This is a genomic window from Marinococcus salis, from assembly GCF_054971365.1.
On the sequence record NZ_JBQOJB010000005.1, the window covers coordinates 14521 to 39927 of the forward strand.

The window sequence follows — 25407 nt, forward strand, 5'->3', positions numbered from 1 at the left end:
GCCAATACTTATAATATTAGCAAACTGCTGTACTTTTACAGCATGGTATTCTATTCCCGGAAAAATTTAAAGGAGCTGAAATAGATGCTCACCAAAATTGGTTACTTTTTCAACTGGCTTCTCATTCTTGCCGGAGTGATGGTGCTGCTCCCTCTTATTTTCTCAATTGATTTCTGGCAGGCATATTATCCGTATAAAACAGGATTTGGGATCCTTGGACTCTCCGCTTCGGCTCCGATTTTCAGCCTGTTGGCACTGTTTTTAGCTATCGCTCTACAAATTGAACATCTTGTCATTATCGCTGCCTGCGTAACAATCCCTCCCTTACTGCCTGCCGCTTATTGGGCATTGTTTGCCTGAACTTCTCTACCAACAGAAACATTTCACATATATTCTACTACGAAGATTTGATCCCTGCTCCGCAGAGAGGAATAATTACGGTTTCGTTTTTTCTGCGCTTATACTGCAGATATCCCGCGTAGTTTATAGCTGAAGTAATTTCTACGTAAAATCCTTTGCCGGCCAGGGCCTCCCTTGCATGCAATATTTCTTCTTCCGGAATCCGGATGAACGTGCCGTCGGTTTGACGAACAGCCTCTAAAATTTGTGCCGAGCGCGCTGGAGCAGCAATTGCGATACCTTCTGCAAGTGTTGGTTCCATGGCCGCTGATGCCGCTGTTTCAGCTCCCTTTTCATACGCCTGGGCCAGCGGTGCACAGTTGTCGGCCTGCACTGCCACAATTTTTGGCATATGGCTAATCAAATTGTTAACGAGCAGCCCCTGAAAACCATAGTAAATTCCCAAAAGAAGCGTCCCGTTCCCTACCGGAACAATTACGTTTTCAGGTGCACCTCCGAGCTGTTCATATGTTTCATACGCATACGATTTTGTGCCTTCAAAAAAATACGGGTTATACACATGACTTGCGTAAAACACCTGCTCCTGTTCGACTGCGCGCTGGGCGGCTGCCGCTACATCCCCCCTCGTCCCCTGGATTTTCTGAATTCCGGCTCCGTGTGCTTGAATTTGATCTATCTTTTTCGGTGACGTCTTCGCGCTGACGTATACGTCGCAGGCAATACCTGCCCGTGCAGCATAGGCAGCTATGGCGGTGCCGGCGTTCCCGCTGCTGTCCGCGATCACTTTCTCTGCGCCCAGCTCCTTTGCTTTTGTTATCAATGCCGCTGCTCCGCGATCTTTAAACGATAACGTCGGCATCATGTAATCTACTTTAACGTATACTTCAGGATCCTCCGGAAATAATGGAATCAAAGGAGTCTGGCCTTCTCCCATGGACACGGCTTCCCATGGTCGTGCTTCCTCATCAAAAGGCATCGTTTCCGCATACCGCCAGACGGAAAACGGGTAGTCCTTCCACGATTCTGGATTTACGGAAGGCGTTTCTTTTAAAAGATCCAGCACTCCTCCGCATACCGGGCATTTCCAGATAGCCAGGGTAATCGGATGAATCTCTCTGCACTCACTGCAAATATATTGGTACATCACTTCCGCACTCCTTTCGAACGCTTTAATGATGTTCAAACTGCTTTTCATTACTTTCCCACACTTAAACGAAATTGCCAATACCAAAAGCAAAAGCTGAAGCCGGAGCAACCGCCCCGGCTTCAGTTAAATTAATGTTTACAACTCTTCCCCTTTTGTCTGAATCACGTTCTGGTACCAGTAGAAGCTGTCTTTTTTGCTGCACTTATTGAAACCCTCTACGTAATCACCCGGCCCACTTACACAAAGCCGATGTTTAGGCTGCGCTTTCTGACTCTAGATTTTCGTCGCAGCTTCCCGCATTGTCCCTTCCTTCTGCATCTGTACGTGCCAGGTGAGGGCTTCTTCCAGAAGATGCGGTGTCTGGCCGCCGGCTTCCTCACAGGCGCGCTGAAAATAACTCCACAACTGCTCCTTATACAGCGGATGCACACATTGCTGAATAATTTCTGCAGCTCTCTCCCGCGGCGCAAGCCCCCGGAGGTCGGCATAGCCCTGCTCTGTCACTAGAATATCAACGTCGTGCTCCGTATGATCCACATGGGAGACAAACGGCACCACGCTGGAAATGTCACCGTTTTTGGCAATTGATTTAGTTACGAAAATGGCTGTGCGGGCGTTGCGGGCGAAGTCTCCGGAGCCGCCAATGCCATTCATCATATTTGTGCCATTTACGTGAGTGGAATTAACATTGCCGTAGATGTCTGCTTCGAGGGCCGTATTAATGGAAATCAGGCCGAGGCGCCGGATGATTTCCGGGTGATTGGATAGTTCCTGCGGACGCAGGACCAGCTGATCCCGGTAGTCTTCAAGCTTTGGAAAAACTTCGTTCATTTTCTCTCCGGAAAGAGTAATCGAACAGCCTGACGCAAACCGGACTTTGCCGGCGTCCATCAAATCGAACACGGCGTCCTGGAGCACCTCGGAGTACACCTCCAGATTCGTGAATTCCGAATCCAATAGCCCGTGAAACACAGCGTTCGCTACTGTGCCGATGCCGGACTGCAGCGGAGGGAGCTCTTTTTCAGCATTTCCGTGAGCGTATTCATTTTTCAAGAAATCGATCAGGTGTCCGGCCATCGCCTTTGTTGTTTCATCCGGGCTTGTAACGGTCGACGGTGAATCCAGCTCCTTCGTGACGATAATCCCCTGGATTTTTTCCGGATTAACTGGAATGGCGGTAGTGCCAATACGGTCCTCTACGTCCCTTAACGGGATCGGCCCTCTTTCTCCCTGCCGGCCCATATGGTAGATGTCGTGCATCCCTTCCAGATCGGCAGGCTGGGCCATGTTCAGTTCCACAATAATCATATCAGCCTCTTCTGCAAAAACTGCCGAATTGCCTACCGAGGTGGAAGGCACGATCCATCCTTCTTCGGTGATTGCCACTGCTTCTATGATCGCTGCATCAATACGGTTGAGCGACCCGTTCCTTACACTTTCTGCCGTGTGGGACAGATGCTGGTCAATAAACGAAATATTTCCCTGGTTGATCTCTTCCCGCATCCGCTGGTCCACCTGAAAAGGTAATCGCTTACAAACAATGCCGGCATCAGTCATGATCTGGTCAGTATCCGAACCAAGCGAAGCCCCGGTATAAACGTCAAGACAGAACTCTTCCTGCTTCGCTTTTTCTACGAGAGCCCCGGGCATAGCTTTCACGTCTCCTGCTCGTGTAAAACCGCTCAGGCCCACAGTCATTCCGTCCTTGATCCATCCTGCTGCTGTTTCACTGTCCACGATGCGTTCCTTTAAACCGTTGTGCCGGAGCATCTGCTGGAGTTTATTGTTCACGGTAAACCCTCATTTCTTTTTGTACAGCGTAGCAGGATGTGTCATAAGATTCTTTCAATTATGCACAAACGACCGGTATTCATGAATAAACCAGCATATTTGCGGATGAATCAGAATTGCAGCCGCCACCGGAAGGTGCTCGCATACGTCTGGCCAACCGGCACCCGGGACCCTTCATCCATAATGAGCATAAAGGTGGAATGCGAATCCGGCTGAATGTCCCGGATTTTGTTTATATTCACGATAAATGAACGGTGGCAGCGGATGAATGTATCCTCCGGCAGCAGCCATTCCAGCTGATGCAGCGTGAATTTGTTTGTGCCCCTTCCTGCACTCGTCTGCATCCACGTTTTCCGTTCGTATGCTTCCATGTAAGAAACGTCGCTGTAGGGAACAGGTTTCCAGCCATTTTCATGCTCCATCGTTAATATTTTAAGCTCTTCCGGAGCTTCGCCGGGCACGGTAATTGCGGTCAGACAGCCGACAAGTTCATTTTTTTGAATAATTGGCACCGACGTTCCGTAGTAAGGGATACCGAAGACGTGTCTGCTCACGTGCCGGGACGTTTTCTTCTTGCTGGCCAAAGAATGGTAGCTGACCGTATCCTGTACCACCCTGTCGCCCGGGGTAATTGACAGGTCGACCGACCGGCTCGGCTTATAGTAAATGAACGCATCTGTACTTGCAGCAGCGAATGAGGTCTCCTTCGGGAATAATTCTTTAAAGCTGTCGATCAACGGCGCAATAGATGATTGATCCATACTTTTCCTCCTTTTGTTTAAAAATTCCCTTCTTATATTATACAGCCGGCTGCTGCCGCAAATGATTCTGTTTTCGAATACGCTGCATGCTCTACTTCTATGCCAAGGTTATTTTTTAACGATTTGCACGCCCGCTTCTTTTTCAAGCACAAGATTGAAACCGGCCTTGCCCTTCTTCAGCACGGCCTGTCTCCAGCTTTCCTCAGGCGGGTCGAACAGCTGATGAAATTCCTTCTGCAGCTCTTTAGCATCTTTTTCTTTCTTTGCTCCGTACCAGTAATACTGGTTTTCATGTACCACTATATCGAGCGCCCTCATCTGGTCAGGCAGCCGGTTGCCGATCGTGCCAAACTCGAGCAGACAGGAGAAGATGTACTTGTCCGGATGCTTCCGGCTGTAGACGTCCTTCACGTATTCTGCATCCTCGCCTTTAATTTCCCGTACGTCTGTCTTTTGCACGTCGTTGACCTCCGGATGGCCGAACTGCTTTCGGAGCTGCTTTTCTTTCCTTGGATCTGAATGCGGTACCTGCAGCCACAGCTGTTCGGCAGGACCAAGTCCGGTATGAATATCAATATGGACGACCGTTTCGTACTCCTTTACCCATTCATCCATGTGCGCCAGAAGCTTTTCCACCGGCTCTTCATGAGCTGCGCCGCCGTAAAAAATACCGGTCGGATACTGATACTGTCCCATCGTTGCTGCTTTTTCCAACCCGGATACGCCGCGTTTAAACACCTTTGCCCCAAGTGCTCCCAAAAGATTTTTCCGCTGTTTTTTCCAGCTTTTCACTGGCCCCTCCGGCAAAAAGTGCTTTTTTTCTTTTTCAAACCGTTCGTTCAATGAAGCAGGTACGCTGTTCCAGTCTTTGATAAAATTACGATTCAGGTCAACATTGTTTTCACTCACCCGCCGCCGGTTTTTCATTCCCCACGGATTTACCGCATGAACGAGCCGTAGGCCAGTCGTATTTGGATTCAGCTGCGTCAGATATTCATCGATAAACAGCTGCAGAAGCGCCGACCCTGCATATCCTTCAATTCCGTGTACGCCGGTGGTGACTACAATCAGCGTGTTTGAATGGTATTTGGCGTCCGCTGCAATAATATCGGTGGTGTTATTGTTTTCCGGTTTTCCAACAGCGTACTGGGTCAGCGAAGCCTCAGGCCAGACCGCCGCTACGTCGGTGCTTCTTTTCCGGAAGGCTCTTCTTGCTTCCTCGTAGGTCGGGAAAAAGTATTGATCTGACGGTTTCATATTGCTTCCTCCTTCATCAAAATTACTCTTACGCTCATTATTCCTCGCCATTTCGGGTACAAACCTATTAGCGGCAAAAAGAAACTACAAAAAGGATGATAATTATGCAGCTGCCTTCTTCTTTAGTACACCTAGCCAACGAACGGATTGAACCTTTCGATTGTGAAGGGTTTCTGCCGGGCGCCGGGCCGGCCGATGCCACGATCATGTTTGTTGGGGAAGCCCCGGGCGAAACTGAAATTCACAATGGCATTCCCTTCAGCGGCAGAGCAGGAGTCATTTTCGACTCGTATCTCGACGATTTGAACATCAAACGAGAAGACATTTATGTCACCAGTGCCGTGCGCAGCCGCCCCTATAAATGGGGACAGACCAGGGCCGGTGTGCGCCGGAAATACAACCGGACCCCGAACCAGAAGGAAATCCTCGCCCACGCGCCCGTATTGGATTACGAAATAAACCGGGTGCAGCCGCAGTGGATCGTGCCGATGGGAAAAATCGCTTACTGGCGGCTTCTTGGGACCAGCCCCAGACTGGGTGACGTTACTGGCAGAATACAGACGCATCCGATCCGACAGTGGGAGGAAGCGAACGAAGCGTACATTTGGACTGCCAGAAACTATAATATTTTTCCGATTTACCACCCAGCCGCGATTTTGTATAACCGCAGCCTCGAGCAAACGATGAAGGAATACCTGAACACGCTCGCCGCCCATGCGCTTCATATCTAAAAAGCTCCGGAGTACAGACATTTGCCTGTGTTCCGGAGCTTTGCATTAATAGACTTCGTATGTCTGGCCGGTCTGCTGCCCTTCGACACTTTTTTGATATGCCAGGGAAACCTTATCTCCCGGTACGGGATCGAAACCGCGGAAAAAGCTGCCAAGCTTATCTGCCGATTCGGCCAGCAGGTTCGGACTGATGTTGTTAATACGGATGTCTCTTGGCAGCTCAATGGCTGCAGAGGTGACAAAGCCTTTCACGGCGCCATTTGCCATCGCAGCGGAAGTCCCCTGAGGGATCGGGTCATCCATCATGATTCCGGATGTAAGCGTGAAGCTGCCGCCGTCGTTTACATATGGAATACCGAGCAGCACCAGGTTGATCTGGCCCTTCATTTTACTGTTGATGGCCGTCTGGTTCTTTTCCGGAGTGAGCTCGGTGAGCGGAGCAAAACCGGCGCTCCCGGAGGCCGTAATAACTGCGTCCACACGGCCGGTAGATTCATACATTTGACGGATACTTTCTTCATCTGTAATATCCACCTGCACGTCTCTTCCGTTTCTCCCGGCACAAAGAATGTCGTGGTCATCCTTTAAGCGTTCATATACCGCACTTCCGATCGTGCCTGAAGCTCCAACTAATAATATGCGCATGAAAATCTTCCTTTCTGTTTGCAAAATTCTCTACGCTATATTGTTCCTCTTTTTTCCGGCTTACAAACACCAGCACGTTCCATCATGCCCATTGCAGAGAATGAAGCTCCCACGCATCGACATGAAAAACAGCCGGCTGTTCTGCTGAAAATTGAAGCTCTCCTTCTTCCTGCTCCGGAAACAGGCGGGAGGTAGAAACGTATTCCCCGTCATTTACGAAAACTTCTGCAGAAGAGCAGTCAAACAGGCAGCGAAGCGAACGCACACCGTTTACCCGGCTGGTTCGGCGCACCGACCCGCCAGTGACCAAATCCGGCCGTTCAAAGGTAAGCGTCTGATCATCGGCGTCATAGGAAATATGAAAATAACGGCGCCAGGAGACGGTCCAGCTTTTATCTTTCTCCACTTCCAGATAAATTTCTGCTACTGGGGCATCCCACGACTGCCATACCAACGCCTCATCATTTACAGCAACGACCGCCGAGGCGTTCCTCCTGCGCAGCTGCCGGCACTCTTCAATCGGCTGCTGGTACAGATGTCCGTTTTGCATCGTCAGCTCCCGGGGGACCGTCAGACAGTGAACCCAGCCATCGGCAATCGTCGGATGCGCCTGTTCCTGCTGGTCCGGGACGCCCATCCAGCCAATCAGCAGACGCCGGCCCTGCTCATCCAGAAACGACTGCGGGGCGTAAAATTCAAAGCCCAGGTCAATTTCACGAAACTCCCCGTGGGAAAATGTGCCCGCTTCCGGGGCGAATTCACCGGTAAAAATGCCGGTCTGATACTGATTCTGGTACCGGTACGCTTCTGCTTCAAGTCCCTGTGGAGACACAAGCAGCACCCGGGAGCCACCCAGCTCGAAAAAGTCCGGGCATTCCCACATATAGCCAAAGGAAGCACTCAGCGTAACGTCCTTTCCGGCTAGCGGCCCGAGAAACTCCCATTCCCGCAGGTCCCTCGAGCGGTAAAGCAGCACCTGTCCTTCCAGGTCAAGACGCTGGGCACCGATTACAAGCCACCACACTCCGGCTTCAAACCATACTTTTGGATCGCGGACGTGAGCGGTATAGCCTTCCGGCTGATAAATCACCGGACCGTGCTTTTCAAACTCCACTCCGTCGCTTGAAACCGCAAGACACTGGTAGCTCGTCCGGTTCCCGTGTTCATCCTTGACGTTTCCGGTATAAAACAAGTATAGAAAACCCTCATGTGCTACCGCGCTGCCGGAATAGCAGCCGTTTTTTTCAAAATCATATACCGGTGCGAGCGCTGGGGGCAGAAGCTCCCAATGAACCCAATCCCGGGTCACCGCGTGTCCCCACCATTTGCTGCCGTGACCGGTATGAAACGGCATCCACTGGTAAAACACATGATTCACTCCCTGCCACTGCACAAGTCCATTCGGATCATTCATTAAGCCTGCTGGAGGCATCAGGTGAAACTGCTGTCGAAAGGGACCTGCCGCTTCGACCGTTTGCACTATTTGGTCTGCTTCTTTTCGAAGAGCGTGCTCCTCTTTCATTGCTTCCTCCCTATACAGCTTTTTCTTCACTGTCTTTTTCTGTTTTTGTCTCTTCTTTCTTCGGCTGCTGTTCTTCTTCCTGCCAGCCGAGCAGCCACGCTGCTGTAAACGCGCCGCCCACAGCAACCAATATACCGATGGCATAGTTAATTGGGTCATTTGCGATCGCAAACATTGGAAGCCCGGTCACCCCGATACCGTTTGCTGTAACGTTTGTAATCGTCACGTACGCACCACCAAGAGCGCCACCAATTGCAGCACCGATAAACGGACGGCGGTAGCGGAGGTTAACCCCGAAGATGACCGGCTCCGTGATGCCCAGAAAGGCCGCGAATGCTGACGGACCAGCAATTTCCTTCATTTTTTTGCTCTTCGTCTTCACCCATACGGCAAGACCGGCTCCGCCTTGGGCGACGTTAGCCATCGCCCATATAGGGAGGAGGTAGTTAAAGCCGACCTGGCCGAGAATTTCTGCTTCGATCGCGTGAAAGCTGTGGTGCACGCCGGTTAAAACGATGAGCGAATACAGGCCGCCAAACACGAGACCGGCAAAACCGGCACCAGAATCATATAAAAACGACAGCGACGTGGTTACACCTTCACCGAGCAGACGGCCAACCGGACCGACGACCATCAATGCTACAAAGCCGGTGGTCATGATTGTTAAAAAAGGTGTCACAAGCAGGTCGACCATATTCGGAACAACCTTGCGGAACAGCCTTTCGAGCCAGCACATCACGTACACCGTCAGGAGCACTGGTATAACCGTTCCCTGATAGCCAAGCAGCTCGATATTCATGCCCGCAAAATTGAGCATTTCCGGCTCGACGCCGCCTTCCTGAAGTCCCCACGGATTCAAAAGAGTCGGGTGGGTCATAATCCCGCCGACCACAGCTCCTAAATACGTATTCCCGCCGAATTCACGTGCAGCGCTGTAGCCGATCAAAATCGGTAGAATAATAAAGGCAGCTGAGGAAAACATATCAAGCAGAATGTATAGGGAACTGTCTCCATCCGCCCACCCGAATCGGTTCATAAGATTTAAAAGGCCCATCAGCATGCCAGCGGCGACAATCGCCGGAATAATTGGTACAAAAATATTGGAAAGTACTTTCGCAAATCGTGAGACCGGATTCATTTTCTTTTTTACAGCTTCATTATGATCCATTTGCTTTTGTTTATGCTCTGCGGACTCGTCATCAAGGCCAATTTCTTCGGCAAATGGCTGAAATACCTTATTAACCGTGCCGGTCCCAAAGATAATCTGAAATTGGCCGGAGCTTGAAAAGGCTCCTTTTACGCCCTCCAGATCTTCAATTTCCTGCTTATTGATTTTGCTCTCATCGTCAATAACCAGCCGGAGCCTCGTGGCGCAGTGGCTGGCACTGATAATATTATCTTTTCCGCCAAGGAGCGGTACCAGTTCTTTTGCTATTTGTTTATGATCCATCAGGAAACTCCCTCCGCTAAACTAACGGAAGCTGTTTTTAGACATAAAAAAGACCCAAAACGAGAAGGGTCAACGTGTGCCTAGGATACACGTGTCCTGTTCTCATTTTGGGTCTTGCCTGCCCGTAGCAGTAACAACTCCCGATATGTGTAATGTACAGAAAGTATACAAAAAGAAAAGATTCATGTCAACGCTTTCTTTTCATTTCTATGAAATCGACTGGTTCGATAAAATTCGCTGAATATGAAGCGCAATATAGCCGATTTCCGGCAGAGGAAACGGCAGTCCCGCCTCTTGTTTAACGTAATCAGCCAGCTCGTATGCAACAGCATAGGCTTTTTCATATTTCGTCTGGATCAGCTCGAGCATTTCGGGATCCATATCATCAAACACTTTGCCGTCCTCTGCTCTTGAGAGTGCGAAGTTTAAATGAACGACGAGCCGGTGATACGACATACCCCGATCCGCAAGCTCGAGTCCGGCACGGTCTTCTACAATTTGAATCAGCTCCTGGATCAGTGAGGTTCTGTGCATCGTCTCCTCCATCGATCCGGTCTGCAGCTTCGCCGTATGCAGATGCAGCGCAATGTGCCCTGCTTCATCCTCCGGCAGCTCGACTCCCAGATCTTTTTTGATCTTCTGAATGGCCCAGACACCGATGCTGTATTCTTCCTGATAAAGAGCCTTAATTTCATGGAGGAGCTTATTTTCTATAGTAAACCCTTGCTTAATACGCTCGAGTGCAAACGCCAGGTGATCAATGATGGAAATATGAATATGGTCACTGAGCGGCAGATGCATTACCCCTTCCGCGTAGCTGATAATTTCTTCCCCAACTTCAATAACTTCAATTGGCAGAGTCTTCAAAAGCTGCTCAAATTTTGGCGTCTCTTCTTCCATACTGAAAATCTTTTCAATCTTCTTTTGATTAACGGGATCATTTTTGCCTTTTTGAAATCCAATCCCCGGACCGAAAATGATCTTCTCCCGGTCACCGTGATGGACGACTACCGCATTGTTGTTCAGTACACGCAGGATCTTCATGCACCGGCCTCCTTTCCTTCGATACTATATCACCCTCCGGCCGAGATTTCACGCGGGGGACATACGTCTTTCCCGGAAAAGTTAACACAAAAAGCCGCCGGACGTATAACCCGGCGGCTTTTAGGACTATGCAGATACATTTATTTTAAGCCGTGCTCTTTTTTGTACGCTTTCGCGTATTGGTCGGCTGCCTGCATGGCGCTTACAACGTCATAAGGCGTTAGCGCAAACGGCATATTGTGGCTGCTTTCCCCTTCAGTTAAAGCCGCTTCCGCCACTTTCATTAATTCATCCTCCGAGGCATCTCCGAGGTGCAGATCCTCAAGCGTAATCGGCAGCTCCAGTTGGTAATACAGATCCACATACTTTTCAAACTCTTCTTTCGAACGGTTCTCAAGGGTCAGCTGGCTCAGGGTGCCAAAGGCTACCTTTTCCCCGTGCGTCATATGATGCACCTCTCCGTCGAGAACGGTAAATCCATTGTGAATCGCATGCGCAAGCGCAAGGCCCCCGCTTTCAAAACCAAGGCCGCTCAACAGCGTATTTGCTTCAACAATCTGCTCAAGGGCATGGGTAACAATCTGTCTTTTGTTGGATTCATATGCAAGAAGTCCATACTGAAACAGCGTTTCTTCACATTTTTCTGCGATTGCTGCGCCGGCAATCGTGGAAAGCCCACCGGACATGGCATTGGCGTTTGCCTGAATAGCCATGCGCGCTTCCACCCATGTAGCCATCGCGTCCGCTATACCGGAGGCGAGAAAACGAGGGGGTGCGCCGGCAATGATTTTGGAATCCATTACAATCAAATCCGGATTTTTTGAGTAAAAGCGGTACGATTCAAATACGCCTTCATCCGAGTAAATGACAGAAAGGGCGCTCGTCGGAGCATCGGTAGAAGCCGTCGTCGGAACAATGACGCAGTAAGCATCCGGAATCTGGTCGCGCACCCCTTTGGCCGTGTCGAGCGTTTTGCCGCCGCCGACAGCAACGATCATTTCTGCCCCAGCCGATTTGGCTTCCTCAGTAATCCGGTTGATTTCCCCAGTGGACGCTTCACCGTTAAAGGTAATGTTTACAGCGTCGATGCTTTGTTGCTTGAGGCTTTCCACCACACGGTTACCAGCCAGATCCCATACAAATTCATCTGCAATAACAACTGCTTTACTGCCCATTCCTTTTACATAGGAGCCTACTTCATCGACTACGTCGACGCCCTGCACGTATTTATTTGGACTGATAAATACTTTATTTCCCATTTTGGATTCCTCCAGTTTTAATTTTTTATTCACTCGTTGTCTTCCCTAATACGCGTTATTTTACGCATCAATATTTAAGAACTTATGTTCGATTAAAGGTTGTCATTTTTTACATTAACTGCCTTTTGTACATACGATCTACAAGGAGGTATGCGCATTGACAATAGCATTTCATCAGCAAAAGCTCATTCAGCATTTTTTTGACTCCCCTGACCATCAATACCTGTGGAGTAACGGCGACACACATCAACTCGACGAGGCATTCCGCGACTTTTTTCTGGATGTTAAAAAGCGGGTCTTCATGCAGAAAACGATTTACTGGGCGGCCGTGCACTATGATAAACGGGAGAGAAAGCACCGGGAGCGGTTTCCGCTGGCTGTAGATAACGATGAGGAAGCGTCCGCCACACCTCTTCCAGCTGTTTCTTTCACAGACCAGTACCGCAGCCGTTCACGGGAGCTTGCCGGCCATATTGAAAATCCGGAGCTTTATGACATTATTCAGCAGAGGCCGGAAAAGGAACAAGCCGTATTATACGCCTTATTTATTGAAGGCCGTACAATAACAGAAACAGCCAGGGCAATGAGCATATCCCAGCAGGCCGTTTCGAAAATTAAACAAAAATCTCTCCGCATCCTGAAAACTCAGCTCGAAACCATTCGTAGCTTCCCTTGATAAGTAAATCTTGTTTGTTCTTATCTCTATTTACAGGAATTCCTTGAAAACAGTGTCGGACAGGCCCTGAAAAATGTATAATAGATACAACCTTACTTGAAGGAGGATACATATGGGAAATTGGTTAACAACTGATACATGGTTTTATAACCTTGTAGGCTCTCTCAGTGACGTTATCTGGAGTTATTTGTTAATCGCACTTTTACTTATTTTAGGCGTTTATTTTACCATCCGCACCGGCTTTGTCCAGTTCCGGATGCTTAAAGAAATGTTCGTGCTTTTATTCAAGGAAGGAACCGACCGTTCCGGCTTTAAAGACAGAAAGGGCACGAGTGCTTTTCAGGCATTTGCGATCAGTACCTCTGCCCGTGTCGGCACCGGAAACCTCGCCGGGGTGGCCCTTGCCATCAGTGCCGGCGGACCGGGCGCCATTTTCTGGATGTGGGTCATCGCTATTATCGGTGCCGCTACCGGATTCGTGGAAAGCACGCTTGCACAAATGTATAAAGTAAAGGATAAGGACGGGTTCCGCGGCGGTCCGGCCTATTACATGGAACAGGCGTTGAATGCCCGCTGGCTCGGCATTGTCTTCGCTGTTTTGATTACGCTCTGTTTTGGATTTATTTTCAACGGCGTACAGACTAACACGATCGCCCAGGCGTTCAATGGTGCTTATAATATCCCATCAGTTTACGTCGGGATTGCCATTATGCTTTTGATTGGTGTCATTATTTATGGCGGCATTCGTCGTATTGCTGTAGTAGCTGAAATTATCGTTCCAATTTTTGCTTCGCTTTACGTTATTGCGGCCGTTGTCATTATGATCATTAACATTGCAGATGTCCCACAGGTATTTGGGCTTATTTTCGGCCAGGCCTTCGGGATTCGTGAAGTCGCCGGCGGTACTATTGGGGGCGCTCTCATGCTCGGCATTCAGCGCGGCCTCTTTTCCAACGAAGCCGGTATGGGTAGCGCGCCGAACGCAGCAGCCACTGCTTACGTTAGCCACCCGGTCAAACAGGGGCTCGTCCAGTCCCTTGGGGTTCTCACAGACACGCTGATTATATGCAGCGCGACAGCATTTATTATTCTGCTTTCTGGTACGTATGCGGACGCCGGGGCAAATATTGAAGGGATACAGCTGACTCAGGATGCTCTTGCCTTCCATCTGGGCGGCTGGGCACAAACCTTCGTCTCCCTTGCTATTTTCTTTTTTGCCTTCAGCTCCCTTCTCGGGAATTATTACTACGGCGAAGTAAACGTGGAGTTTATCTCTCCAAAGCGCATTTACGTCCAAATTTTCCGTGTCTGTTTCCTGCTGTTTGTTCTTCTTGGAGCAGCAAGCGGCCTCGAGCTTGTATGGGCCATGGCAGATCTGTTTATGGGCTTAATGGCGGTCGTCAACTTAATTGCGATTGCACTGCTCGGCCACATAGCTGCTGCCGCACTCAAAAACTACCTGGATCAGCGCAAACAAGGCATCGATCCAGTATTTTACAACGACAGTATCCCGGGATTGAAAAACTTAAAAGCCTGGGGCAAAAAACGATAATTACGCAATATCCGGCCTGCATTTCCTTTAGAGGATGCAGGCTTTTTGTGCATTTTTTTCTATCTCAGCCGCTTCTCATGATAAGATAAAAGTACAATTACACTCCCGTGCCGGGCACGGATTTTGAAAGGAGTCCCACTATGCCGGACCGCTCCACCGCCATTCAGCCCATCGTCTCCTATTCACCTGAACAGGGCCTTTATGCCGCAGAAGACCAGGTGGCCCTGGAAAAACCAATGACGATTGTCGTAAACGAGGAAGAATTCGCAACGCTTGTATGCACTCCCACGCATGTTGAAGAACTTGTTGTTGGATTCCTCGCATCCGAGGGCGTTATTTTATTCCGCCGGGAAATTGAATCAATTTCGCTCGACGATGATCTAGGCTTTGCTTACGTTTCCATCAATTCCAACCGGGTCAAGGAAGCTTCTTTTTACTCAAAACGCGTGATCGGCTCCTGTTGCGGAAAAAGCCGCCAGTTTTATTTTCAGAGCGACGTCCAGACAGCTAAAACAGCTGTTACGAAACGCACGCTGACACCGGAGCAGTGCCTCGGATTTATGAAGGAGATGCAGGATAACAGTCTCGTATTTAAAAATACCGGCGGCGTTCATAACGCTGCCATCTGCGATACAGACGGCATTATCGTTGACCGCTCTGATATCGGCCGTCATAACGCTCTCGATAAGCTGTACGGATACTGTTTAATGAACGGCATCCAGGTGCGCGACAAGGTGCTCGTTTTCAGTGGACGTTTAAGCTCTGAGGTACTGACAAAGGCAGCTAAAATGGGCATGGGGATTATTTTATCCAAGTCCGCTCCGACCAACCTTGCGATCCGCCTCGCAGATGACTTAAATATCACCGCCGTCGGTTTTATCCGTGGCTCCACCTTCAACGTTTATGCTCACGCCGAACGTATCAGCGCTGACGTTCCTGTCACAAAATAAGCACCGGCCCTACGGGTCAGTGCTTATTATTTAACTTATTCAGCTTTTTATGCAGAGAACTTTTCCATTCCTCCGATAGAGCTGCACACTCCAGCGCTTCTTCAATCTCCCCCGGGTCTTCCGAATGGTATGTGATCCGGTTCACTTCCGCAACACTCAAAGATGTCGTTCTCGCTTCGAGACGAAGCGGCTGGTTTTTTTCCACGATACCCGCCTGCCGTACCCGCAGATAGTAGCCGGAATAGCCGGTTTCCCGAACGTAGAGGGGCAGCTTTTTAATGCCGTGGCGTTTTGCAATCTTATAGCAGGGCTCCCGGGGCTGGCTTATTTCCACGACTGCTTTTCCCCAACGGAAAACATCGCCGACCATTACGTCCTCCTCCACCCCGCTCTGCACTGTCAGGTTTTCCCCAAAACTGCCGTGCGGCAGCGGTTCCTCAAGCGTCCTGCTCCAGTACGCATAATGCTCCCACGGATAGACACAGACCGCTTTCTCTGCTCCCCCGTGATTTTTCTGATCTCCCTGTTCATCCCCTTCCAGGCCTGTCTCCGACAAATACAGGGACTCCTCCCGGCGCTTTGTTTTATTAATAGCCGAAAATATGGGCTTTTCTTTTTCAGCTGATATGTCTTCGGGCCTTCCCGTAAACCATTCCATTACGCGAATATTCATATGCCCCCTCCTTTTCTCCAGTGTACCGGGGGGCACCCGTTCTGCCAATACGCTCTCTGATTATTATTTATGACTGACGGTTCAAGGACGTTTTTCCGAGCAATTTGCCAAGCAGCGTATCACCGTATACTGTAGCAATAATGGCTGCAAAGACGAGCACAATGCCAAAAGTCTGCCAGAGTGTAAAGGAATCCCCGAAAACAGCTACGCCGATCACGATCGCCACCACCGGCTCGATGATGGAAAGGATCGATGCACGCGAGGATTCCACGTGGGTCAGGCCGGCTGTATATGCTACGTAAGCGACCGTGGTCGCTGCTACCGCAAGCCCGATACCGTTCCACCATACTCCCGGCTCTGTAAAAGCTTCTGCTTTTTCCCACAGGCGGCTTGTAGGCAGTAAAAACAGGCCGCCAAGGATCATGGAATATGTCGTAATCGTCAGCGGATGATACCTTCCGCTTAAAAATTTTCCAAAAATGCTGTAGAGCGCGTAAAAGAAACCAGAAGCGATGCCAAATAGGACAGCCGCTGCTGCGACACTGTCTGATCCGAGCGGGATCAGCCCGACCGCGTACATGCATCCGGTAATCATAATGACGAGTGCCGCTATCTTTCCTGCCGTCAGCGTTTCCTTGAAAATAAATTTGGCAATAATAGCCACAAATAACGGACCCGTGTAAAGCATCACCACTGCCAGAGAAATTCCGGACACCTCCATGACAGAAAAGAAGAAGAAATTAAAAAAAGCAATGCTGATAATACCAGTGCCGACGAACAGCGGCAAATCCTGCCAGCGGATGCGCAGCAGGCTTCTCTCCACAATACTTAAAAACAGGGTAATAATAACCGCCGAAAAAAGCAGGCGAATGCCTACGACCTCCCACGGCGTAAAACCATATGTATATAAATTTTGCACAAACAGCCCTGTCGTGCCCCAAAGAGCTGCTCCCGCCAAAACAAGCAGATACGCTAACCGTGCCGGCATGATTCTCTCTCCTTTTCGCGCTTTACTGTATTATTTATACAAATTAAGCTTATCATACCTCTCAGCCCAACTAACAAAATCTGCATAAAAAACAGAAGACCATATGGCCTTCTGCTTACATCGCGTGCTTAATGCCTTTGTCGACAAGCCACCAGTTTACCGGATAGCTGGTTAAAAATCCGATCACCATCGCGATCTGCATCATAAACCAGAAAGTCGGGCCGGCCGGACTCGGCGGAGTAGCAAAGAACACAAAATGAACAAGCGCCATAAAACCAAACATGCCGACCTGGTAAGCCACAAGGGACAGCGTGTCCGCCTTGGCGGCCTGTTTGACCGCATGGCTTTTACTCATGTGTTCATGCATCGGCAGGATGGATGCCAGCTGAAAGAAAATCCCAAACGTATAGGCGAGGATAAATTCTACGATATAGTCGGCAAACAGTCGCGTGCCTGCAATCGTCCAGCCAAGCGCTACGACAATCGGAATGCCTACCATATCCCCAAGTGCACACCCGGCGCCGCAGTGGCTGGTCGAAGCGACGGTCGACTGCCACATCGGCTTGTCGCCGTGCCCCTTCCGGCCGATATAATAATAGAAAAACAGGCCGAGCGGCCCGGAGTACAACACGGTGAGCGGCCAGACAATATTCATGACCATCATCGGCTGGGGGTTTCTTCGCACATCTACAATAACGATCGCCGTAGAAAGAAATGCGGCTGCCAGGGAAACGACCGCAATAATAGAAATCGTGTCCATCGTATCCTCCTTTTCTTTTTATTCCACTAATAGCGATACCCCGTATCCGTATATTTTACACCTCCCCTATACATTAAAGAAGACTTCCCCCGGCGGAAAGTCTTCTCTATTTATACCTCTTTATTCCGGCCGGCGCCCATACCGGCTACTACCTGAAGCACTGAAACTATCATCAAAATAAGCAGTGCCGGCATCCATGTCTCCCAGGCGTCAAAGGAAGCGCCTACGAGGATTGGCCCGAGCGCAGCCATAAAATAACCTACTGACTGGGCCATTCCGGACAAATCCGCAGCCCGCTGCGGCGTCGAAGCACGTATGCTTAACAGTGCGAGCGCCAGGCTGATGCTTCCACCTTGAGCAAGTCCGATAAACAGCACCGCAATAGTGAGCATAAACGGCGATGTGTTTGTCATGAGCAGCAGCAGACCAAGCACAGCAACTACGCCAATCGCAGCAATTATGCCACGTTGGTGGTGGAACCTGCCGGCAAGAATTGGTGTGAAGAATGTAGCCGGGAGGCTTGCGACCTGCATTAATGCTACAAGCCAGCCTGCAGCTGCAAGCGGCATATTCCCAAGATTATTTAAAATATCCGGCAGCCAGGTGATGGTCACATAAAATCCGATGGACTGCAGACCCATAAACAGTGTGACCTGCCAGGCAAGCGGGGACCTCCAGATCGACCCTTCCGGCTTGCTGCGCTCCACTGCTTTCACGCGGCCGGGCATTTGCAGCTGCCGGTTTTTCAACACAAAACCCCAGCAGGCCATCGCCGCAATTGCCGGCACGATCCAGAACAGAAGCGACCATTGCCATCCCAGCCCGGCACCGGAGGCAAGCGGTACTGAGACCCCTGACCCGACTGCAGCCATTAATACCATCGTGGTCGTATAAATACTGGTCATCACACCGACATTATGTGGAAACGATTCTTTTATAACCCCGGGCAGGAGCACGTTGAGCATCGCAATGCCCGCTCCTACAAGCAGGCTCCCGGCAAACAGAAATACAGCTTCCGGTATATAGCGCATGGCAATACCCGCAATGAGTACCACTACCCCCACCATTAAAGCCCGCTGGTGTCCAATCTTCGCCCCGATCTTCGGAGCCGCTGGCGAAACCGCTGCAAATGTCAGCAGCGACAGAGTCGTAATTAACCCCGCCGTCCCCCTTGTGAGGGAAATATCTTCCCGGATTAACGGGATGAGTGGCCCAACGCTTGTTAGCGCCGGCCTGAGATTGACTGCGAGCATAATGATACCGGCAAACAGAAGGGCAAGCTGCGCTGTTGATAAATGCTGGCCCCGCTTTCGCAGTCGTTCTCCAGTTTGTTCATTCTGCATACTTCTCTCTCCTACGAACGCTTTTCATATTGATTTACTTTACATTCTTTTTTATTGTACAACAACCTTTCTCCCCTATTCTTCCTGTCAGCGCCAAGATTCTCAATTTCAGAACAAAGAAGCGTTTACGTTAAAAAATAACGCCGAATGTCGTCCCAGTGATCGACTCTTGTATAAACTGTATCGTAAATATTGTGCGGGGCGGTGTACAAAATCCCTTTGCCGGAAAAGCGCTCGAAATGTCTGGCATTATCATCGATTAAATAATCCGCATGAATAATACTTTTATCTCCGCAGAACACAAAATTCATATCTCCCAGAAAGGAAAGATGTTCCTTCAGCCATTCATATTTCGCAGCAAACGAGGGTGGAAATTCCATCGCAGCTGTGGTGATAAATACTTCGTATTCACCGGCAAGCTGCTCAATCACTTCAGGAGCTCCGTCCATGACCTTTAGATGCCGAAAAAAAGCCGGCTCATAGAAATAAGCTTTAATCTCGTCATGAAGCTCCGGGTGCAGTGCTTCAAGCTTCATACCTTTGAGATCTTCCGCAGTCACTTTATGCCCGTAATCCCTGTTAAACCTATGTAACAGCGTTGGAAGCGTATTTACCGTCACTTCATCCATATCAATCGCTATTCGTTCCATGTGAAACCTCCTTTTTCAAAGTAAGAAGAAGCCGCGCATATTTGCGCAGCTTCTACCCGCTATTCAAATGTAATTACTGGCTTGATCGTTTTGCCGGCTTTCATGTCTTCGAGGGCCTGCTCCAGTTCTTCAAAGGGATACGTCGTAATTAATTTATCAAAAGGAAATTTGCCCTGTTTATAGTATTCCACAAGCATTGGAATGAAGAGCTTCGGTACAACATCTCCCTCTACGACACCTGACATGGTAGCGTTTGGCACGATGAAATTCTGGTGCACGTGAAATTCGGTGTCCGCACCGGCGCCGACGACTGCCGACTCCCCTTTATAGCGGAGCACGTCCATCGCCTGCTTTGCCAGGGCAGCCACTCCCGTGGATTCAATCGCAAAATCTGCCCCGCCGCCGGTCCACTCTTTTACTTTTTCAACGGCATCTTCGTTTTTGCCATTGATGGTATGGGTCGCTCCGAGCTCTTTTGCCATTTCCAGACGCTCTTCGTTAACGTCTACTGCGATGACCTGCAGAGCGCCAGCAAGATGTGCGGCCATAACGGCGCTCATTCCGACCCCTCCGCAGCCAAATATGACTATCGTATCACCGACGCCTACGTTCAAACGGCTGAGAACCGTGCCTGCCCCGGTCTGGACTCCGCAGGCCAAAGGGCCGAGCATACGAATATCTACGTCATTGCGGACTTTTACCACATTATTAACGGGGGTGACAGCGTATGTGGCAAGCGATCCTTGTCCGAATAAAGAAGAGACTTCCGTGCCGTCACTTTGCAGACGGTGGGTGCCGTCGTTCATGGTACCTCCGAAATTTAAGGCATTAAAATTTTCGCATGCTCCGGGATGCCCTTCCCGGCAGTTGCGGCAGGTGCCGCAGTGTGAAAATGTGATAACCACATGATCGCCGGGTTCGACGTCCTGGACACCGTCACCGACCTTTTCCACCACGCCTGCTCCTTCGTGGCCCAGCGCAATTGGAAGAGGTGTCGGAATTTCCTGCTGCTGCACCCCGAGATCAGTGTGGCAAATACCGGCTGCAGCAACTTTCACCCTCACCTCTCCTGTTTTCGGTTCGTCGAGTTCTGCTTCTGTATGCTGAATGGCGCCAGCTTTTTCACTGACTACCGCCGCCTGGATTTTCATTGTTATCCCTCCTGCTTCGTTCTTCCCTATAAAATAAAAGGGAAAACCGAGAACTAGAAGTGAACGTTCATCCAATTCCTTCCTTCCAGAAATCTCGCCACAAGCATACTCGAAACATTGTCTCCTGCCACGTTTACAGTTGTCGCCGGAGGATCAACAACAATTCCAATAGCAGTAATAATAGGCAAAGCTTCGATAGGCAGACCGTAAAGCGTAACAATCATGATTTCTCCAATAAACCCTCCTCCGGGGACCCCGCTCATCACCATTCCGCTGAGCAACGCGATTCCAATAGCAGTTAAGTATGTATCTAACCCGGTAAATTCCATTTGGAACACCCCGAAGACAAAAGCTATTTTTAATATGGCTGAGAGACAGGAACCGTCCATATGAATGGTCGCTCCAATAGGAAGTATTGTTTCCCTTATGTCTTTAGGAACACCAGCATTTCTGGCTGCGTTTAAATTCACTGGCAGAGATGCCACGCTGCTGGCTGTACCAAGTGAAGTTACCGCCGGCGCAAAGATATTTTTCCAAAAGCGGCTGAACCCCTGCTTCCCTCCAGCTATCCAGGCATAAAAAGAAAAACCAAAAACAAAATATAAAATAGCTACCGGGTAATAAACTGCTACTGCTTTAGCATATTCCCCGATCAATTGAGGGCCGTATTCTCCTACCAGAGCTGCAAAATAAGCGCCCAGCCCGATTGGTGCATAATAAAGAACCAGAGCCACTATTTTCATGAATACTTCCGAGCCGCTCTGTAAAAAGCTGGCGAATGGCTTTCCCGCTTCTCCTGATAAGCCTGTAGCTACGCCGACAAGCATTGCAAAAACAATTAAAGCAAGCATATTCTCAGTAGAGAAGATATCTATAAAATCAGACACGGTAAACGTTTCTACAAGCTGATCGGCAAACGAGCCTTGTTCTTCCTGCTGGGCGGGCTGCTCTTCGTTTACGCTTACGTTTTCTGCAGGCGGAAAGGCTATAACAGCCGCCAGCATCAGGCAGGAAGAAATAATGCCGGTTACAATAAAAACGATCATCATTGAACCCAGAATATGGCCGAGCCGCTTTACTGAATCCATAACCGCTACCGCTGAAGCAATAGAGAAAAACACAAGCGGCACTACAATAGTAAACATCATATTTAAAAATAAATCACCGAGAGGCTGGACCGCCATGGCATCCTCGCCCCAAATAAAACCCGCTATGCTACCAATAATGATAGCAGCAAGCATAATGACTGGAAACCGGTACGCTTTCCAGGATCCCATGCTTTCACTTCCCTTCCTTTTAACTTTTAAGATAATAAATATTATTATTTATTATACGGAAAGTTGAAGTGGAAAACTATGGAACTTTAAACATTTTTCAAGAAACGAACCATCCAGTGCTCGTCGTTGTAGCCGTCCGCTGTTTTCATCGCTTCTTTTTCTGTCGAAAAAATAGAAAAGCCGCAGGCTTTGTACAGGTGGAGCGCATGCTTGTTTTCACTCACGACGGTTAACTGCACCTGTTCGATCCCGTTTTTATCTGCCTGCTTCAATGCAGCTTCTACGAGTCTGCCTCCAAACCCGCATCCCCTGAATGCAGGCTTTACATACATAGCCAGAATTGTCGCTTTGTGCTGAAGCTTCTGCATCTGCATAGGGAGCAGGGTGATGACACCCGCAAGCTCGTTTCCGGCTTCGATGCCCCATGTAAAAGACTGGCTTCCCTCCAGTCTTTCTTTATATTTTCGGACCAGACCTGAATTCTGTCTTTCCTCCTCCAAGGTTGAAGCAAAAGCCTCCGGGCTCTCCTCCAAAGCCTGCATCCTAAGCTCTTTGTAAGCTTCAGCATCTTCGCCTCCTAAAATCTTCAGCTCCGCTTCCTGCATACGTTTCACCGCCCGTTTTCTTTTCCAAAGTCTTTCGCCGTAAACTCTCCTCCTTTTTTCGGAGAGCCTCCTCCCTCCACTTCACCGGCGTAATCTTCTGCATTATCCTGTGGCTCGTATCCAATCTCTTTTGCCCGGGTGTTTTTAAATTTTGCCCGGGTGTTGTTTGAAATACCGTAAACAATCAGGTACTCGGGCACCGCACAGGTGAGCGCTGCTTCAAATAAGCGCTCTGCATCACGGGGACTGAACCAGTTTTCTAAATCGTATCCGGACGCCGGCCGCTCCTGAAAATTACAAATGCGCACCCCGATGCCTTTTAACCCAAATTTATCGTGATAATAACGTCCGAGCGCTTCCCCGTATGCCTTACTGACTCCATACAGCGTGTCAGGCCGCACTGGTGAGGCTTCGTCCACCCATTCGTCCGCCGGATAAAAGCCGACAGCATGGATACTGCTTGCAAAAATCAATCGTTCCACGCCTGCCTCGGCTGCTGCCTCCATCATATGAAACGTACCTGTTATGTTCACCTGCTCAATTGATTCAAAGTCCGTCTCAACCGGGATACCTCCCAGATGAATAACCGCATCCACCCCGTGCATCAGCTCGCGGACCTCCGCTTTGCTTGTAATATCTGCTTCCATGAATGTTTCTTCATTTGTTAAACCCTCTGGAGCTTTCGTGTCTGTCAGCACGAGTTTAAATCGTTTCGACAGATAGCTTCTGAGCACGGTGCCGATTGTGCCCGCCGCTCCCGTTAGTAATACTGTCTGCATGTGTAAACCTCCCGTTTTATAGCATACTCTTCCATAGACCTTTTTCTTGTATTTGAAACGTGCTGCAGGCACTTTTTTTGCTTTTCGTTCCTTTATTTTTTATCCTCAGGGAAAGACTTTATATAAAGAAGGGATCCCTTATGGCTATTGAACATTTTCATTTAACGGCAGAATGGCCCGGTGGCCGCAATGCCGTCGGCTCTATTGATGCCGGACAGCTGAAAACAAATATTTCAATTCCGCAAGAAATGGACGGCCCGGGCATTGGCACAAATCCTGATGAAATGCTTCTCGGTGCCGCAGCCACGTGCTATATTATTACGCTCGGTGCCATGCTTGAGCGGGCGGAGCTTCCCGTTGCCTCCATGGAGCATACAAGCGAAGGCCGTGTAGATGTCACAAACGGCGTGTTTACGTACAAAGAAATTATTCATCGTCCGGTAATCACCCTGGAGAAGGACGCATCTGAAAAGCAAATAGAAAAAGCACAAAAGCTGATCGAAAAAGCGGAAACGGCCTGCATGATTTCCCGGGCCATCCAGGGGAATGTGGCTCTTACCCTGGAGCCAACACTCCGCCGCACAGAGAAAGCCCGCACCTGAAAAAGGCGCGGGCTTTTTTGATAGCCGTCAGCTCTGCTCCAGCAGATTAGTCAGTTCATAAACGACCAACCGCTGATAGTCTGCATCGTCTCCGTATCTGGAAAAAATATTTTCATATGCTGCCGAGCGTTCATCTGCATACGATTCATCATTTTCTGTGAGCCCAAGGCTTTTAAAATGCTTCATTGGCTCCTGCACAAAAGCAGGCCTTGGTCCCCAGCTGAAATAAACCTTTCCGTGTTCATCAGAAACGATCACTTTCGGCACTGAAGTGCCGCCAAGGGTGCGGAATTGATCGATAAAATCGGGATGGTCTTCCTGAATAAACACTTCCACCGGAATACCGGCTTTTCGCATTACTTCCACGATCACCGGGAAATTTCGGTGCACATCCCCGCACCAGTCGGATGCGAGGATAGAGCAGTGCAGATCCTCCCGCGACTGCAGGGCGAGCAGCTTGTCTTCCGGGTGATGGTTCCAGGAGAAAGCGGCCTGCCACGGCTCCATTTTCTCCCGGTACGTTGGGCGCATGCGTTCAACAAAATCGTCTACGGCCAGACCCTGGCCTGTTTTATCTGAAATATCAAAAGCGGATGGCATAATTATCGTCCTCCTTGATAGTTCTCTTCCTCAGCTGCCGTTTCTTTAAACAAACGTATTCTGAATGTAATCCATGCTTATACGGACGCTTTCCAGCGGCTTCCGCCGCGAAGCATCCTGCTCCACAATCTGCCAGGAAGCCCCGGACTCCTCTGCTTTTTTCATAATCGCCTTAATATCCATTTTTCCTTCACCGAGTTCTGCAAAAAATTCCTCGCCGTCTGCAGTCATATCTTTAATATGCACAAGTGAAAGCCGGTCCCTGAGCCGGTCCATCCAGGCAAAAGGGTCTTCCCCCGCCTTCTGTACCCAGTATGTATCAAGCTCCACCTGCACGTGCTCCGGTTTCATTTCCTCAAGCATCACTTCAAACGGCAGTCGCCCTTCGAGCGGGAGCAGTTCAAAATCATGGTTATGATACGAAAATGTGATGCCTTCCTTCCGGCACGTTTTTCCAATCCTGTTTAGTTCCTTTGCCGTCTGCTTATAGGCCTTCAGACTCGAACGTCTCTCTTCATCGAGGTAGGGGCAGACAATGTGGCGGCATCCAAGTGCCAGATGCTTTTCTATTACCCCGCCCAGGTCATCCTGCAGCTCCTCCAACGGCACATGGCTCGATACTGCCTGAAGGCCAATATTCTTCATAGTCCCTGCGAGCTCCTCCGTACCGAAGCCGCCGTTCTGGCCGGCCAGCTCCACCGCTTTGTACCCCATGGTCCTCACCTGCTGGAGCGTGCCAATAAAATCCTCTTCAAGCTCGTTTCGAAGCGTGTAAAGCTGCAGCGCAATATTCATAGCTTCATCCCCTTTTGGTAAACGTTTACATATAGTATA

Annotated in this window: 26 protein-coding genes; 6 read left to right on the plus strand and 20 right to left on the minus strand. The window is 49.5% G+C overall.

Annotation, left to right across the window (positions count from 1 at the left end; translation table 11 throughout):
- Positions 1–84 precede the first annotated feature (84 nt).
- Positions 85–360, plus strand: a complete 276-nt coding sequence (locus tag ACTTK6_RS06135) for a hypothetical protein (RefSeq protein ID WP_462832962.1) — start codon at positions 85–87, stop codon at positions 358–360.
- A gap of 37 nt (positions 361–397) precedes the next feature.
- On the opposite strand, the gene ACTTK6_RS06140 is transcribed toward ACTTK6_RS06135, so the two are convergent.
- From ACTTK6_RS06140 to ACTTK6_RS06155, 4 genes are all read right to left on the minus strand, one after another.
- The gene (locus ACTTK6_RS06140) at positions 398–1504 is read right to left on the minus strand and encodes a pyridoxal-phosphate dependent enzyme (protein ID WP_462832963.1); all 1107 of its coding nucleotides are present in this window, start codon (positions 1502–1504) and stop codon (positions 398–400) included.
- 276 nt (positions 1505–1780) lie between these two features.
- Complete coding sequence (locus ACTTK6_RS06145) at positions 1781–3298, minus strand: succinate CoA transferase (RefSeq protein ID WP_462832964.1); 1518 nt, start codon at positions 3296–3298, stop codon at positions 1781–1783.
- A 110-nt stretch (positions 3299–3408) separates the two neighbouring features.
- Complete coding sequence (locus tag ACTTK6_RS06150) at positions 3409–4059, minus strand: LytTR family DNA-binding domain-containing protein (RefSeq protein WP_462832965.1); 651 nt, start codon at positions 4057–4059, stop codon at positions 3409–3411.
- Positions 4060–4167: 108 nt separating this feature from the next.
- The gene (locus ACTTK6_RS06155; RefSeq protein ID WP_462832966.1) at positions 4168–5316 is read right to left on the minus strand and encodes a M14 family metallopeptidase; all 1149 of its coding nucleotides are present in this window, start codon (positions 5314–5316) and stop codon (positions 4168–4170) included.
- A 104-nt stretch (positions 5317–5420) separates the two neighbouring features.
- Here ACTTK6_RS06155 and ACTTK6_RS06160 point away from each other — a divergent pair, with 104 nt between their 5' ends.
- Positions 5421–6047 carry a uracil-DNA glycosylase gene (locus ACTTK6_RS06160; protein WP_462832967.1) on the plus strand — a complete coding sequence of 209 codons (627 nt, stop codon included), beginning with the start codon at positions 5421–5423 and terminating at the stop codon, positions 6045–6047.
- Positions 6048–6092: 45 nt separating this feature from the next.
- On the opposite strand, the gene ACTTK6_RS06165 is transcribed toward ACTTK6_RS06160, so the two are convergent.
- From ACTTK6_RS06165 to ACTTK6_RS06185, 5 genes are all read right to left on the minus strand, one after another.
- On the minus strand, positions 6093–6692 hold the full coding sequence (locus ACTTK6_RS06165) for a short chain dehydrogenase (protein ID WP_079475356.1): 600 nt from the start codon (positions 6690–6692) through the stop codon (positions 6093–6095).
- Between the two features lie 82 nt (positions 6693–6774).
- Positions 6775–8214 carry a glycoside hydrolase family 32 protein gene (locus ACTTK6_RS06170; RefSeq protein ID WP_462832968.1) on the minus strand — a complete coding sequence of 480 codons (1440 nt, stop codon included), beginning with the start codon at positions 8212–8214 and terminating at the stop codon, positions 6775–6777.
- Between the two features lie 10 nt (positions 8215–8224).
- A complete protein-coding gene (locus ACTTK6_RS06175; protein WP_462832969.1) occupies positions 8225–9664 on the minus strand; it encodes a sucrose-specific PTS transporter subunit IIBC in 1440 nt (479 codons plus the stop codon).
- 207 nt (positions 9665–9871) lie between these two features.
- On the minus strand, positions 9872–10708 hold the full coding sequence (locus tag ACTTK6_RS06180; RefSeq protein ID WP_079475353.1) for a PRD domain-containing protein: 837 nt from the start codon (positions 10706–10708) through the stop codon (positions 9872–9874).
- A 140-nt stretch (positions 10709–10848) separates the two neighbouring features.
- Positions 10849–11967, minus strand: a complete 1119-nt coding sequence (locus tag ACTTK6_RS06185) for a glycerol dehydrogenase (RefSeq protein ID WP_079475352.1) — start codon at positions 11965–11967, stop codon at positions 10849–10851.
- Between the two features lie 157 nt (positions 11968–12124).
- Between ACTTK6_RS06185 and ACTTK6_RS06190 the strand changes: the two genes are divergently transcribed.
- The 3 genes from ACTTK6_RS06190 (at position 12125) to fdhD (ending at position 15145) form a co-directional block, all read left to right on the plus strand.
- Positions 12125–12643 carry a sigma-70 family RNA polymerase sigma factor gene (locus ACTTK6_RS06190; protein WP_094908197.1) on the plus strand — a complete coding sequence of 173 codons (519 nt, stop codon included), beginning with the start codon at positions 12125–12127 and terminating at the stop codon, positions 12641–12643.
- A gap of 112 nt (positions 12644–12755) precedes the next feature.
- Complete coding sequence (locus ACTTK6_RS06195) at positions 12756–14195, plus strand: alanine/glycine:cation symporter family protein (protein WP_462832971.1); 1440 nt, start codon at positions 12756–12758, stop codon at positions 14193–14195.
- A gap of 140 nt (positions 14196–14335) precedes the next feature.
- On the plus strand, positions 14336–15145 hold the full coding sequence (gene fdhD, locus ACTTK6_RS06200; protein ID WP_462832972.1) for a formate dehydrogenase accessory sulfurtransferase FdhD: 810 nt from the start codon (positions 14336–14338) through the stop codon (positions 15143–15145).
- A gap of 16 nt (positions 15146–15161) precedes the next feature.
- On the opposite strand, the gene ACTTK6_RS06205 is transcribed toward fdhD, so the two are convergent.
- The 9 genes from ACTTK6_RS06205 to ACTTK6_RS06245 form a co-directional block, all read right to left on the minus strand.
- Positions 15162–15818, minus strand: a complete 657-nt coding sequence (locus tag ACTTK6_RS06205) for an MOSC domain-containing protein (RefSeq protein ID WP_462832973.1) — start codon at positions 15816–15818, stop codon at positions 15162–15164.
- 67 nt (positions 15819–15885) lie between these two features.
- Complete coding sequence (locus ACTTK6_RS06210) at positions 15886–16806, minus strand: DMT family transporter (protein ID WP_079475347.1); 921 nt, start codon at positions 16804–16806, stop codon at positions 15886–15888.
- Between the two features lie 115 nt (positions 16807–16921).
- A complete protein-coding gene (locus ACTTK6_RS06215) occupies positions 16922–17566 on the minus strand; it encodes a DUF4396 domain-containing protein (RefSeq protein WP_079475346.1) in 645 nt (214 codons plus the stop codon).
- Between the two features lie 110 nt (positions 17567–17676).
- A complete protein-coding gene (locus tag ACTTK6_RS06220) occupies positions 17677–18909 on the minus strand; it encodes a CynX/NimT family MFS transporter (protein WP_094908201.1) in 1233 nt (410 codons plus the stop codon).
- Between the two features lie 125 nt (positions 18910–19034).
- A complete protein-coding gene (locus ACTTK6_RS06225) occupies positions 19035–19559 on the minus strand; it encodes a 5' nucleotidase, NT5C type (protein ID WP_079475344.1) in 525 nt (174 codons plus the stop codon).
- Positions 19560–19618: 59 nt separating this feature from the next.
- A complete protein-coding gene (locus ACTTK6_RS06230; protein ID WP_079475343.1) occupies positions 19619–20710 on the minus strand; it encodes an NAD(P)-dependent alcohol dehydrogenase in 1092 nt (363 codons plus the stop codon).
- 53 nt (positions 20711–20763) lie between these two features.
- Positions 20764–21987, minus strand: a complete 1224-nt coding sequence (locus ACTTK6_RS06235) for a dicarboxylate/amino acid:cation symporter (RefSeq protein WP_462832974.1) — start codon at positions 21985–21987, stop codon at positions 20764–20766.
- A gap of 86 nt (positions 21988–22073) precedes the next feature.
- On the minus strand, positions 22074–22592 hold the full coding sequence (locus tag ACTTK6_RS06240; RefSeq protein WP_079475341.1) for a GNAT family N-acetyltransferase: 519 nt from the start codon (positions 22590–22592) through the stop codon (positions 22074–22076).
- A 5-nt stretch (positions 22593–22597) separates the two neighbouring features.
- Complete coding sequence (locus ACTTK6_RS06245; RefSeq protein ID WP_094908203.1) at positions 22598–23371, minus strand: NAD-dependent epimerase/dehydratase family protein; 774 nt, start codon at positions 23369–23371, stop codon at positions 22598–22600.
- A gap of 140 nt (positions 23372–23511) precedes the next feature.
- Between ACTTK6_RS06245 and ACTTK6_RS06250 the strand changes: the two genes are divergently transcribed.
- Complete coding sequence (locus ACTTK6_RS06250) at positions 23512–23973, plus strand: OsmC family protein (protein WP_462832975.1); 462 nt, start codon at positions 23512–23514, stop codon at positions 23971–23973.
- A 27-nt stretch (positions 23974–24000) separates the two neighbouring features.
- Here ACTTK6_RS06250 and ACTTK6_RS06255 read toward each other — a convergent pair whose 3' ends face one another.
- Together ACTTK6_RS06255 and ACTTK6_RS06260 are read right to left on the minus strand one after the other, a co-directional pair.
- The gene (locus ACTTK6_RS06255) at positions 24001–24573 is read right to left on the minus strand and encodes a thioredoxin family protein (RefSeq protein ID WP_079475338.1); all 573 of its coding nucleotides are present in this window, start codon (positions 24571–24573) and stop codon (positions 24001–24003) included.
- Between the two features lie 45 nt (positions 24574–24618).
- Positions 24619–25368 carry a sugar phosphate isomerase/epimerase family protein gene (locus tag ACTTK6_RS06260; RefSeq protein WP_079475337.1) on the minus strand — a complete coding sequence of 250 codons (750 nt, stop codon included), beginning with the start codon at positions 25366–25368 and terminating at the stop codon, positions 24619–24621.
- Positions 25369–25407: the final 39 nt, after the last annotated feature.

Coding starts and splice junctions, on each gene's coding strand:
- ACTTK6_RS06230 (WP_079475343.1), bottom strand. CDS start 20,710: ATGAAAATCCAGGCGGCGGTAGTCAGTGAAAAAGCTGGCGCCATTCAG.
- ACTTK6_RS06260 (WP_079475337.1), bottom strand. CDS start 25,368: ATGAATATTGCGCTGCAGCTTTACACGCTTCGAAACGAGCTTGAAGAG.
- ACTTK6_RS06150 (WP_462832965.1), bottom strand. CDS start 4,059: ATGGATCAATCATCTATTGCGCCGTTGATCGACAGCTTTAAAGAATTA.
- fdhD (WP_462832972.1), top strand. CDS start 14,336: ATGCCGGACCGCTCCACCGCCATTCAGCCCATCGTCTCCTATTCACCT.
- ACTTK6_RS06165 (WP_079475356.1), bottom strand. CDS start 6,692: ATGCGCATATTATTAGTTGGAGCTTCAGGCACGATCGGAAGTGCGGTA.
- ACTTK6_RS06195 (WP_462832971.1), top strand. CDS start 12,756: ATGGGAAATTGGTTAACAACTGATACATGGTTTTATAACCTTGTAGGC.
- ACTTK6_RS06135 (WP_462832962.1), top strand. CDS start 85: ATGCTCACCAAAATTGGTTACTTTTTCAACTGGCTTCTCATTCTTGCC.
- ACTTK6_RS06180 (WP_079475353.1), bottom strand. CDS start 10,708: ATGAAGATCCTGCGTGTACTGAACAACAATGCGGTAGTCGTCCATCAC.
- ACTTK6_RS06240 (WP_079475341.1), bottom strand. CDS start 22,592: ATGCAGGAAGCGGAGCTGAAGATTTTAGGAGGCGAAGATGCTGAAGCT.
- ACTTK6_RS06250 (WP_462832975.1), top strand. CDS start 23,512: ATGGCTATTGAACATTTTCATTTAACGGCAGAATGGCCCGGTGGCCGC.
- ACTTK6_RS06210 (WP_079475347.1), bottom strand. CDS start 16,806: ATGCCGGCACGGTTAGCGTATCTGCTTGTTTTGGCGGGAGCAGCTCTT.
- ACTTK6_RS06220 (WP_094908201.1), bottom strand. CDS start 18,909: ATGCAGAATGAACAAACTGGAGAACGACTGCGAAAGCGGGGCCAGCAT.
- ACTTK6_RS06215 (WP_079475346.1), bottom strand. CDS start 17,566: ATGGACACGATTTCTATTATTGCGGTCGTTTCCCTGGCAGCCGCATTT.
- ACTTK6_RS06255 (WP_079475338.1), bottom strand. CDS start 24,573: ATGCCATCCGCTTTTGATATTTCAGATAAAACAGGCCAGGGTCTGGCC.
- ACTTK6_RS06140 (WP_462832963.1), bottom strand. CDS start 1,504: ATGTACCAATATATTTGCAGTGAGTGCAGAGAGATTCATCCGATTACC.
- ACTTK6_RS06160 (WP_462832967.1), top strand. CDS start 5,421: ATGCAGCTGCCTTCTTCTTTAGTACACCTAGCCAACGAACGGATTGAA.
- ACTTK6_RS06205 (WP_462832973.1), bottom strand. CDS start 15,818: ATGAATATTCGCGTAATGGAATGGTTTACGGGAAGGCCCGAAGACATA.
- ACTTK6_RS06225 (WP_079475344.1), bottom strand. CDS start 19,559: ATGGAACGAATAGCGATTGATATGGATGAAGTGACGGTAAATACGCTT.
- ACTTK6_RS06245 (WP_094908203.1), bottom strand. CDS start 23,371: ATGCAGACAGTATTACTAACGGGAGCGGCGGGCACAATCGGCACCGTG.
- ACTTK6_RS06155 (WP_462832966.1), bottom strand. CDS start 5,316: ATGAAACCGTCAGATCAATACTTTTTCCCGACCTACGAGGAAGCAAGA.
- ACTTK6_RS06175 (WP_462832969.1), bottom strand. CDS start 9,664: ATGGATCATAAACAAATAGCAAAAGAACTGGTACCGCTCCTTGGCGGA.
- ACTTK6_RS06170 (WP_462832968.1), bottom strand. CDS start 8,214: ATGAAAGAGGAGCACGCTCTTCGAAAAGAAGCAGACCAAATAGTGCAA.
- ACTTK6_RS06185 (WP_079475352.1), bottom strand. CDS start 11,967: ATGGGAAATAAAGTATTTATCAGTCCAAATAAATACGTGCAGGGCGTC.
- ACTTK6_RS06235 (WP_462832974.1), bottom strand. CDS start 21,987: ATGGGATCCTGGAAAGCGTACCGGTTTCCAGTCATTATGCTTGCTGCT.